This window comes from Oceanobacillus picturae (assembly GCF_000612865.1).
Taxonomy (GTDB): Bacteria; Bacillota; Bacilli; order Bacillales; family Amphibacillaceae; genus Oceanobacillus_B; species Oceanobacillus_B jordanicus.
This window is the reverse complement of sequence record NZ_CCAX010000001.1, coordinates 618,686-630,727: the sequence shown is the minus strand read 5'-3', so window position 1 is coordinate 630,727 and position 12,042 is coordinate 618,686. Positions and strand designations below refer to the sequence as shown.

Genomic DNA, 12,042 nt, shown 5'->3' with positions numbered 1-12,042 from the left:
AATGTCAGAGTCAATTATGAAAGATATGAAGGATAAAATGTCACAGGCAGTACAGGCTTTTTCAAAAAGTTTGGCAACTGTCCGTGCAGGTAGAGCTAATCCAGGGATTCTGGATAACGTTTATGTTGATTATTATGGTGCTTCCACTCCATTAAATCAACTCGCTTCAGTTAATGCACCAGAAGCTAGATTGCTTGTTATTACACCATATGATAAATCAGCGATCCAAGAAGTAGAAAGAGCAATCCAAAAAGCAGATTTAGGATTATCCCCATCTAATGATGGAAATGTTATTCGTATCAATATTCCTGCTTTGACGGAAGAACGTCGAAAAGACTTAATTAAAGTTGTTGGAAAATATGCGGAAGAGTCCCGTGTTCAAATTCGCAATATCCGTAGAGATGCTAACGATCAACTGAAAAAGTCAGATGATCTAACAGAAGATGATGTGCGAGCTGCACAGGACGATGTACAAAAAGAAACAGACCAGCACATTGCTCGTATTGATCAACTTGCAAAGGATAAAGAGAAAGAAATTACGGAAGTTTAACTCATACCCTTTTCTGTTCAATAAGTTGTAATAGCCCTCTTCTTATAAGGGGGCTTTTCTTTTCTTTCAACTGTTATGCTGGATCATATCTAGAAGTAGTCCCCGTATCATATCATATCTGTCAAAATCATGATATAGTGAAGGGGAGGCTCACTGCTAGTTAAGTGAACACCAGTAAACGAATAGAAAAGAATTATAAATAAAAACTAAAAAGAAGTATGAGACGAATTAGAATGAAGGATTTAATTTAAAAAATACATAATGTATTCCTTTATTCCGATATAATTCTCTTGGCTTTTAATGATATAATGATAATTCATACCACCTATACTGAATAGAATGTATTGATTCACGCATACACATATATTATGTGCGTGAGGGTATGGATAATCAATTGCATTCGGAGGACATAAGATGTCAATGAAACTTCCTTTTTTTAAAACGAAACAAATAGATGATCATAAAGAACATAAAGATATAGAAAATATTCCGAACCATGTTGCCATCATAATGGATGGGAATGGCAGGTGGGCCAAAAAACGGTCACTCCCACGGATTGCGGGCCATAAGGAAGGCGTAAATGCCGTAATGAAAGTTGTACGTGCTGCGAGTAACTATAACGTTAAAGTTCTCACATTATATGCATTTTCCACAGAAAACTGGAAAAGACCGAAATCAGAAATAGATTTTTTAATGAAACTACCAAAGGAATTCCTACATATTTACCTTCCAGAACTAATGGAGAAAAATGTACGAATAGAAACAATTGGAGATTTCGATGCACTCCCAGCCCATACAAAGAAAGCAGTACAGTATGCAAAGGACAAAACAAAGAATAATGATGGATTATTATTAAATTTTGCATTAAACTATGGTAGTAGGTATGAAATCATGCAGGCAGTTAAGCAAATCATGACAGATATCGATTGCTCGAAGATTACGCTTGATTCATTGGATGAAAAAGCTTTCTCCAATTACTTGTATACAGAAGGATTAAGCGATCCGGATTTATTAATCCGTACAAGTGGAGAGCAAAGATTGAGTAACTTTCTGCTTTGGCAATTGGCCTATACAGAATTTTGGTTTACTGACGTGCTTTGGCCTGACTTTAGCGAGGATGTTTTCGTTGAAGCACTGCATGAATATCAGCAGCGTAAGCGCCGCTACGGAGGAATTTAGGTGATTATAGCGTTATGAAACAAAGAATACTGACAGCAATTGTCGCACTTATTATCTTTGTCCCATTTGTAATCTTTGGTGGATTACCATTCGAATTACTTGTATATATCATGGCTACAATAGGCTTAATTGAGCTAATGCGAATGAGAGAAATTGGGAAGTATTCTGTATCTTCAGCGTTGGGAATACTATTACTTTGGATGCTCATGCTCCCTTCTGCTGGATTTGACTTTATTTCTATACCAGAAGCATTTTTCCATAAATCAGATGTTATTATGTTAGTCGTATTGCTTTTATTATCCTACACAGTGCTTGTAAAGAATAGATTTTCTTTCGACCATGCAGGTTTTATTTTACTTTCGACTATTTATGTAGGAATGGGTTTCTCGTTCCTTATTGAAACAAGAAATTATATAGATGATGGGCTGGCTACGATTGTGTATGTGTTCCTTGTTATTTGGGCAACAGATACAGGAGCATATTTTTTCGGACGAGCATTTGGAAAGAAAAAACTTTGGCCAAAGATCAGTCCGAATAAGACAGTCGAAGGGGCTATTGGTGGTGTAATACTCGCATGTATTGTGGCAGTTATATTCCATGTGTTTAGTCCAATTCAACATCATTCTATGTTAGTAATGGTACTGGTGACAGTACTAGCCTCTATTTTTGGTCAAATTGGGGATCTTGTAGAATCCGCGTTCAAGCGACATTATGGTGTGAAAGACTCGGGCGACATACTGCCTGGTCATGGCGGTATCTTAGATCGTTTTGACAGTATGTTATTTGTTTTACCAGTCCTGCATTTCATAGGCTTTGTGTAATTTTAGAAATATTTATGACTCGGCCATCGTATACTAAAAAAGTCACCCATCTAAATAATGGCAATCTCCTGAATATCAACTATTGGTATCGGGTTAAAGGAAGGTGTTTTTATTGAACACAGTTATCGCATTTATCTTCATGTTTGGGCTACTCGTATTTATACATGAATGGGGCCACCTCATATTTGCAAAACGTGCTGGCATGTTGGCACGAGAATTTGCTATTGGTTTCGGTCCAAAGATCTTTGCCTTTACCCGCAATGAGACAGTATATACAATACGTCTATTACCGGTTGGCGGTTATGTGCGTGTAGCAGGAGAAGACCCAGAGATAATTGATTTAAAACCAGGCTACCATGTTGGACTTGAATTTAACGAGCAAGGAAAAGTAAACCGTATTATCGTGGATAATAAGTCTAAGCATCCCCATGCGAGGATTGTCGAGATAGAACACGCAGACTTGGATCACCGTTTGGTTATCGAGGGTTATGAGCCAGATGAGCATGATGAAAAACTACACTTTGAAGTAGACCGTAAAGCATTCTTTGTTATGGAAGAAAAAGAGACACAAATTGCACCATACGACCGCCAATTTGCTTCTAAGAGTATTGGAAAACGGGCAATGCAATTGTTTGCTGGCCCTATGATGAACTTTATTTTAGCAATGGTAATTTTCTTCATTCTTGGTCTCATCCAAGGGGCACCTGTTGATGAAGCTAAAATGGGTAAAATTCTCGAAGATAGCCCAGCTGAAACAGCAGGACTACAAGAGAATGATGAAGTGATCCAAATAGGAGATACGTCGGTATCTTCTTGGGACGAGTTTACGTCAATTGTTAGAGAAAATCCTGGACAGGAACTGGATATTGTCATAGAACGTAATGGTGAACAGCTTCCACTAACTGTAACGCCTAACGCAGTAGAAGTTGAGGGAGTAGATGGTCAAGAAACAATTGGCCAATTAGGTGTAAACCTGGCCTATGAAAAATCAGTACTTGGTACACTAAAATATGGTTTCACCCAAACCTATGACACAACAAAATTAATCTTAACGAATCTTGCTATGCTCGTTACCGGGCAGGTTCCCATTGACATGCTGTCGGGTCCTGTTGGAATTTATGATGCTACAGATCAGGTAGTTCAAACTGGGTTTATGAACTTTCTTCTATGGACAGCAATCTTAAGTATTAATCTTGGTATTGTTAATCTCGTTCCACTTCCGGCACTTGATGGTGGTCGACTATTATTTGTAGGAATTGAAGCGATCCGTGGCAAACCAATTGCTCCCGAAAAAGAAGGTATCTTTCACTTCGTCGGTTTTGCACTACTCATGCTACTAATGATCGTCGTAACATGGAACGATATCCAACGACTATTTTTATAAAGGTAAATTTACTATTATAATCATAGGTGACTCCCTGCAGTGTTCTTGCAATGAAGCTCACCAGCTGCTCACGGAAAGGATGCTATTCTACTTTCGAAGGTTATATGATTACTAAATGGAGTTTACGTTGAACGTAGTAAAATACATTCTAATTCTTTTATAAAGCAAATACTAATGTAACAAAAGGAGAGAACCTTTGTCTTTAAATTGACAAAGGTTCTCGCTGATTTTACCTCGTATTTTTGGTAAAATATGTTCAGGAGTAAAAATGAAGCACAGCTGTAACAGGGGGATATACGATGGACTTAACAAAAAAAGAAAAATTGCGTTTACTCTTAAAACAGCTGCAAATAGCTGGAGAAGATGTAGAAGCCTTTTTTAATGAAAGTTATTTAGAAAAACTTGAGATATATAAGAAAACGAAAAAATGGCATTTTCATATTTTTGTTGAACGTGTTCTGCCGTTGCAGGTTTATCAACTCTTGGTTGGTAAATTAAAGGATACTTTTGAACATGTAGCTACAACAGAATTAACCATTTTAACGGGAGACAACAACTGTGATGAAGAGACAATTACAGGATACTGGAAACAGTTTGTTGGTAGCAAAACAGACATATCTCCTGCTTATAAAGATCTAATCCATGAGCAAACGCCGCAAGTTTACAATAATAAGATTATGTTAACTGTAAGAAATGAAGCAGAAGGTTCTGCGCTAAAAAAACGCCTTGACCAAGACTTTAAAGAGTTTTGCTTAAAGGCTGGAATACGATATTATCCCATTGAAACGGAAGTCAAAGCCGAAGAAGCTGCATTGAAGAAATTTAAAGAGCAGAAAGCCTTAGAGGATCAGAAGCTTGTTCTTAAGACTGTCCAGGAAAAAGAGAAAAGAGATACCCAGAAAATACAGCAGGACAACCGTCCACTAACATTAGGTTATAAGATACAGGATGAACCTCTTCAAATGCAGGAAATCCAGGATGAAGAACGACGTGTTACCATCCAGGGCTATATTTTTGATGTTGATATACGCAAGCTTCGCTCTGGTAGAAGTCTACTCATTATTAAAGCAACAGATTACACTGATTCCTTACAAATTAAAATGTTCTCAAAAGGTGATGAGGATGCTGATAAGTTCGATACAGTAAAAAAAGGAATGTGGGTCAAGGCGCGTGGTAGTATTCAAACGGATATGTACACCAACGAGCTTGCTATGATGGCAAATGACATTCAAGAGATAAAAGTAGCGACTCGTATGGATGAGGCACCCGAAGATAGCAGAAGGGTAGAGCTGCACGCACATAGCACGATGAGTCAAATGGATGCTGTTGTTTCACCAGGTAACTTAATTGCCCAAGCTGCAAAGTGGGGACATAGAGCAGTGGCCATTACCGATCATGCTGGTGTTCAAGGCTTCCCTGATGCACATGCTGCTGGTCAGAAACATGGTATAAAAGTTTTGTATGGTGTTGAAGCAAATCTCGTAGATGACGGAGTTCCCATTGCCTATAATGAACAAGATATTGATCTTGCGACTGCCAATTATATTGTATTTGACGTGGAGACGACAGGTTTGTCTGCAGTATATGACTCCATCATCGAACTCGCTGCAGTAAAGATACACAATGGGGAAATTATCGACAGATTTGAATCCTTTGCAAATCCTCACCATCCCTTGTCTCAAACAACCACAGACTTGACTGGGATTACGGATGACATGGTAAAGGATGCCCCAGAAATATCCACTGTTCTTCAAGATTTCCATAAGTGGATGGGAAATGATATTTTGGTTGCTCATAATGCAAGCTTTGATATGGGCTTTTTAAATCAAGGCTTTCAAAAAATAGATTATCCAAAAGCTCAGAATGCTGTAATGGATACGTTAGAACTTGCAAGATTTTTATTCCCAGAACTAAAAAACCATCGGCTGAATACCTTGTGTAAGCATTTAGATATTGAATTGACTCAACACCATAGAGCAATTTACGATGCTGAAGCCACAGGCTATTTGTTATGGAAGTTAGTGCAAAAGCTTTTGGAAAAAGAAATTGCAAATCATCTTCATCTGAATAACCATATGGGAGAAGGAAATGCATATCAGCGCTCGCGACCTTTTCACTGCACCATAATGGCAAAAAACGAAGTAGGTTTAAAGAATATCTACAAACTTGTCTCTCATGCTCATATTGACTATTTTTACCGGGTGCCTCGTATACCGAGATCTCTTTTGAAAAAATATCGAGAGGGGTTACTCATAGGGTCTGCATGTGATAAAGGGGAAGTTTTTGAAACGATGATGCAGAAATCTGCTGAAGAAGCAGAGAGTGTGGCAGAATTTTACGATTACATTGAAGTACAGCCACCTGCAAACTATGCACATTTAATAGAAAAAGATCTTGTCCAAAATGAAGCCCAGATTCTAGATATAATTAAGAAACTTGTTGAGATGGGAGACCGTTTGGGTAAAACTGTCGTAGCTACAGGGAATGTCCATTATTTGGATGATCATGATAAAGTCTATCGCCAAATTTTAATAGCCGCTCAAGCAGGAAATCCGCTAAATCGTCAAACACTGCCTGAAACACCTTTCCGCACTACAACTGAAATGATTAAAGCATTTCACTTTCTTGGTGAAGAAAAGGCAAACGAAATAGTTGTTGATAACACAAATAAAATAGCGGATGAGATGGAAGAAATTTCACCTGTTAAAGATGGCCTCTTCACACCTACGATCGAAGGTGCTGATCAAGAGATGCGTGACCTTTGCTATAACAGGGCAAAGAAAATATATGGCGAGCCAGTACCCAAAATTGTTACCGATCGACTTGAGAAAGAGTTGGAAAGTATTATTGGGCATGGTTTTGCGGTTATTTACCTCATTTCCCACAAGCTTGTGAAAAAGTCTCTCGATGACGGCTATCTTGTTGGTTCTCGTGGTTCAGTAGGCTCTTCCTTTGTTGCAACTATGACGGAAATTACGGAAGTGAATCCACTCCCACCTCATTATGTATGCTTAGAATGCCATCATAATGAGTTCATTACAGATGGGTCAGTGGGGAGCGGGTTTGATCTTGCAGACAAAGATTGTCCGCATTGTAATATACCTCTTACGAAAGATGGACAAGATATACCGTTTGAAACATTCTTAGGTTTCAAAGGGGATAAGGTTCCCGATATTGACTTGAATTTCTCAGGGGCATATCAGCCACAAGCACACAACTATACAAAAGAATTATTCGGTGTTGATAATGTTTACCGAGCAGGTACTATTGGCACGATAGCCGAAAAAACAGCCTATGGATATGTGAAAGGATATGCTTCAGATAAACAGCTTGTATATAAGAATGCTGAGGTAGATAGGTTAGTACAGGGAACAACTGGAGTTAAACGTACGACTGGTCAACATCCCGGTGGCATTATTGTTGTGCCAGATGATAAAGAAATCTTTGACTTTACACCGATACAATTTCCAGCAGATGACCGGAAAAGTGAGTGGAGAACAACGCATTTTGACTTCCATTCTATTCATGACAATTTACTAAAACTTGATATTCTCGGTCACGATGATCCGACGGTAATACGGATGCTCCAGGATTTAAGTGGGATTGACCCTAAAACAATTCCCACAGATGATCCAGATGTGATGAAAATATTCTCTGGTACAGAATCGTTAGGTGTTACTCCGGAACAAATCTATTGTAAAACAGGAACATTAGGAGTCCCTGAATTTGGGACGAAGTTTGTTAGACAGATGCTTGAGGACACAAAACCGAGCACATTTGCTGAACTTGTTATAATATCTGGTCTTTCACACGGCACAGACGTTTGGTTGGGTAATGCGCAAGAACTGATTAATGATGGGATATGCGAGCTCCCAGATGTAATTGGTTGTCGTGACGATATTATGGTTTATTTAATGCATAAAGGCTTGGAAGCCTCTTTAGCATTTAAAATCATGGAGTTTGTCCGAAAAGGAAAAGGACTTCAAGATGAATGGATTACAGAAATGAAAAAGCATGGTGTGCCGGATTGGTATATTGACTCATGTAAAAAAATAAAATACATGTTTCCTAAAGCTCACGCAGCAGCCTATGTATTAATGGCTGTCCGAATTGCTTACTTTAAAGTTCATCACCCAATCTTCTTTTATGCAGCTTATTTTACTGTTAGGGCTGACGACTTTGAATTAGATACGATGATCAAAGGGCCCGCTGCGATAAAACAGCGTATTGATTCAATTACTGCAAAAGGAAATGAAGCACCGCCCAAAGAAAAAAGTCTTCTAACCGTGTTGGAGATATCATTAGAAATGTGTGAACGAGGTTTTCATTTAAATAAGGTTGATCTTTATAAGTCAAGTGCCACAGAGTTTATTGTCGATGGCGATTCGTTATTACCTCCATTTAACGCGGTAGATGGACTAGGGACAAACGCTGCTCTTAATATAGTAAAAGCTAGAGAAGAAGGGGAATTCCTTTCTAAAGAAGATTTACGTGAAAGAAGTAAAATTTCTAAAACAGTACTAGAATATTTGGATAACCATGGTTGTCTTGAGGGTATGGCAGAAAAAAATCAATTATCATTGTTTTAATAACTAAAAAATGGGGAAATTACAGATAAGTGAACTGTGTGTTTTCCACAAAAAGGAAGTAGGCCACTGCCTATTTCTTTTTTGTGGTGTTAGATATTGTGTTATAATCGGTACAGAATATTCAATGAATTTACACATTACTTATACTATAAGAGACTTGAAGGAGATGCAGCTGTATGAGTTATATTTTCAATGATAAAAATGCATTAGAAAGCTTTATTATAGAAAAAAGAAAAGAACTTGAAGCCCTTTTACTTAGTGAAGCATCCATTGATATAGAAAAATTAGAGGAGATAAAAGTGGTTGGCGGCATCCACTTGGTGGATAATGCCTATAATTTGATTCTCATGATTGTGAATAATAAGGAGCAAGAAGTGATAAATTTCGCCAAAAAAGAGGGGGTTGCCTGGGCAAAAACCTCTCTTACACTCTCGTTTAAACTTGAATGGGTTAAAGCTATAAGAAAAGCTTTTTGGAGCTTCTTGTATGAATATGAGCAAGCCCATAATATGAAGAGAATTACAGAGAATTCTTATGAAATGGTCATTAAAATTAATAAGTTGATTGACGAGTTCTTTCAAGGCTTCTTTATTTCCTATTCTGATTACAAGGATGAATTACTGGAAAAGGAACGAAAACTCGTTGAAAACTTATCTGTACCGATTATTCCAATCTCCAATAACATAAGCATATTACCTTTAATTGGCACCATTGATACTTATCGAGCTGGAATTATCGAAGAAAAAGTTCTCGTAGAAATTGGCAAGAACCATGTAGGGAAATTGCTTTTAGACCTTTCAGGAATTGCAGAAATGGACAAAGAAGCGATTCATCATTTTCTAAAACTACTTGATGGTGTATCCATGATGGGATGCCAAACAATTATTACTGGGTTGCGACCTGATATAGTTAGAGAAATTGTAGCGTTTGATGTTTCTTTTGGAAATAAAGTAAGAACGACAGGGAATTTACAACAGGCACTTGAGCTTTTTTCCAATAAAGATAATGACGAAAGAATTTTCGTTTAAGAGGAAGTAATTACGGTTATATTACTAACGTACCCACTATCTTGCAATAGGTTTCCCTTTATGATATACTATTTTTTGGTAAGTATTGATACGAACGGTTAAAAGAGTGGGTAAACGCCCACTCTTTCTTCATACTTCTTTTCAACTTCGCGTAAACTTCCCCTTGCCACAGAATTCGGCAGGGGTTTTCTATTGATTTACAGAATGATCAAATGAAAAGTAGTATGATGGTTCATACTATCAGAAAGACAGCTATTAGCTGACAGGCAGCAAAACAACTGAATAAAGGAGGATGAATGTTGAGTTCTCAAGTAATCAAAACAACAGAGGAATTATTGCGGCCGATTTTGGAACCTAAAAACCTGGAACTTGTTGATGTTGAATACGTTAAAGAAGGAAAGAATTGGTTTCTACGTGTGTATATTGATAAACCAGGCGGTGTAGATATCACGGAATGTGGTGAGGTTTCCGAAGAATTAAGTGAGAAATTGGATAATACGGATCCAATAAAGGAAGCGTATTTTCTAGAAGTATCTTCCCCTGGGGTGGAGCGGCCATTAAAGACACAAGAAGACTTTAAAAATAATGTTAACAACAATATCTTTGTGAAACTTTACGAGCCGATTGAAGGCGAGAAGGAATATGAAGGTATTCTAAAAAGCTTTGATAACGATCTCTTAACCATAGAGTACAAAGAGAAAACAAGAAAAAAACAAGTAGAACTACCATACGATAAAATAGCAAAAGCACGTCTTGCTGTAATGTTTTAGAAGGGGGAAAAGAACGTGAGCAATCAGTTGTTTGACGCGATTGATTATTTGGCAAAAGATAAAGGGATCGATAAGGATATTCTTCTAGAGGCATTAGAGGCGGCCTTGATCTCAGCATATAAAAAGAATTTTAAATCTGCGACGAATGTCCGTGTGGAACTTAATGAAGCAACGGGAAAAATGGGTGTATTCTCGAGGAAGATAGTTGTCGAGGAAGTAGAAGACAATCAAGAAGAGATTTCGCTTGAAGAAGCAAAAAAGATTGATCCTAATTACGTACTTGAAGATGTTGTGGAAGTTGAGGTGACACCAAAAGACTTTGGCCGAATCGCAGCACAAGCAGCAAAGCAAGTCGTAACACAACGTGTTAGAGAAGCAGAACGCGGAGTTATTTTTTCCGAATATGCTGACCGTGAAGAAGATGTTATGACAGGGATCATTCAACGTAAAGATCCACGCTTTGTGTATGTAAACCTTGGTAAAATTGAGGCGAAATTAGCTGAAGCAGAGCAAATGCCAACAGAAGAATACTACGTTCATGACCGTTTAAAAGTATTTGTAACCAAAGTAGAAAATACGAGCAAGGGACCGCAAATATATATTTCGAGGTCTCACCCTGGCCTTCTAAAGCGTTTGTTTGAAATGGAAGTGCCAGAAATATATGAAGGCATCGTAGAAATTAAGTCCGTAGCCCGCGAAGCAGGTGATCGTTCTAAAATCTCTGTTCATGCCCCAGACCCAGACATAGACCCAGTAGGATCATGTGTTGGGCAAAAAGGACAGCGTGTCCAAGCGATTGTTAATGAGCTCAAAGGCGAAAAAATTGACGTGGTAGAGTGGTCAGAAGATCCGGTGGTATATGTATCCAATGCGCTAAGCCCTTCGAAAGTAGTAGATGTGCTTGTTAATGAGGAAGAAAAAGCTACCACCGTCATTGTACCGGACTACCAGTTGTCCTTAGCTATTGGGAAACGTGGTCAGAATGCTCGTCTTGCTGCTAAGCTTACTGGCTGGAAGATTGATATTAAGAGTGAATCTGAAGCGAGAGAAGAGGGCTTATTAATAGAGCAGGAAGAAGTTCTACCAGACACTGAGGAAGACTTGTTCGAGTAGGGGGCTGTCCAATGGTGCAAAAAAGAAAAGTACCTGAGCGAAAATGTGTTGTAACCAATGAAATGAAACCAAAGAAACGGCTTATCCGCGTTGTTCGTAATAAGGATGGCGAGGTATTTGTAGATGAAACAGGAAAGAAGAATGGCCGCGGAGCTTATTTAACTAGAGATCTTGAAATCATCCGCCAAGCTGAGAAAACCAATGTTTTAAGTCGCCAGTTGAACACAGAAGTAGATTCCTCAATTTATGAGGATTTAATAAAACTGGTTGAGGGTAAAAAACATGACTAATAATAACAATAATTCTTACTTAAATATGATTGGGCTTGCCTACCGTGCTCGAAAGATTTCACTGGGAGAAGAGGCAATTGTGAAGGATATTCGGCAAAATAGAGCAAAGCTTATTCTGTTGGCTAGCGACATAGGACCACAAACGAAGAAAAAGCTCACAGACAAGTGCAAATCATATAATGTTCCATATGAAATAGTAGATGATAGAGAGACACTATCACAAGCTATTGGAAAATCCCAAAGAGTAGCTGTTGCTATTTTAGATGCAGGATTTGCTACTAAAATACAGTCGTTACTCGGGTAATTAAATTCGGGGGT

General features: G+C 38.2%; 10 protein-coding genes. All 10 read left to right on the top strand.

Going from position 1 to position 12,042, the window contains the following annotated elements:
- The first annotated feature begins 1 nt into the window (after window position 1).
- A complete protein-coding gene (gene frr / locus BN988_RS03195) occupies window positions 2-550 on the top strand; it encodes a ribosome recycling factor (RefSeq protein WP_036573038.1) in 549 nt (182 codons plus the stop codon).
- Window positions 551-964: 414 nt separating this feature from the next.
- Window positions 965-1,729, top strand: coding sequence for an isoprenyl transferase (locus BN988_RS03190; protein ID WP_036573037.1), 765 nt, complete (start codon window positions 965-967; stop codon window positions 1,727-1,729).
- A 14-nt stretch (window positions 1,730-1,743) separates the two neighbouring features.
- Window positions 1,744-2,550 carry a phosphatidate cytidylyltransferase gene (locus BN988_RS03185; protein ID WP_036573036.1) on the top strand — a complete coding sequence of 269 codons (807 nt, stop codon included), beginning with the start codon at window positions 1,744-1,746 and terminating at the stop codon, window positions 2,548-2,550.
- Window positions 2,551-2,662: 112 nt separating this feature from the next.
- On the top strand, window positions 2,663-3,934 hold the full coding sequence (gene rseP, locus BN988_RS03180; protein ID WP_036573035.1) for an RIP metalloprotease RseP: 1,272 nt from the start codon (window positions 2,663-2,665) through the stop codon (window positions 3,932-3,934).
- 299 nt (window positions 3,935-4,233) lie between these two features.
- Window positions 4,234-8,523 carry a PolC-type DNA polymerase III gene (locus tag BN988_RS03175; protein WP_036573033.1) on the top strand — a complete coding sequence of 1,430 codons (4,290 nt, stop codon included), beginning with the start codon at window positions 4,234-4,236 and terminating at the stop codon, window positions 8,521-8,523.
- A gap of 176 nt (window positions 8,524-8,699) precedes the next feature.
- A complete protein-coding gene (locus BN988_RS03170) occupies window positions 8,700-9,551 on the top strand; it encodes an STAS domain-containing protein (RefSeq protein ID WP_036573031.1) in 852 nt (283 codons plus the stop codon).
- A gap of 299 nt (window positions 9,552-9,850) precedes the next feature.
- Window positions 9,851-10,321 carry a ribosome maturation factor RimP gene (gene rimP / locus BN988_RS03165; protein ID WP_036573029.1) on the top strand — a complete coding sequence of 157 codons (471 nt, stop codon included), beginning with the start codon at window positions 9,851-9,853 and terminating at the stop codon, window positions 10,319-10,321.
- A gap of 15 nt (window positions 10,322-10,336) precedes the next feature.
- Window positions 10,337-11,434, top strand: coding sequence for a transcription termination factor NusA (nusA, locus tag BN988_RS03160; protein ID WP_036573026.1), 1,098 nt, complete (start codon window positions 10,337-10,339; stop codon window positions 11,432-11,434).
- 11 nt (window positions 11,435-11,445) lie between these two features.
- Window positions 11,446-11,724 (top strand): RNase P modulator RnpM, encoded by a 279-nt coding sequence (gene rnpM / locus BN988_RS03155; protein WP_036573025.1) that lies wholly within the window; start codon window positions 11,446-11,448, stop codon window positions 11,722-11,724.
- A complete protein-coding gene (locus tag BN988_RS03150; RefSeq protein WP_036573023.1) occupies window positions 11,717-12,028 on the top strand; it encodes a YlxQ family RNA-binding protein in 312 nt (103 codons plus the stop codon). The genes rnpM and BN988_RS03150 overlap by 8 nt, the downstream gene beginning before the upstream one ends.
- Window positions 12,029-12,042 lie beyond the last annotated feature (14 nt).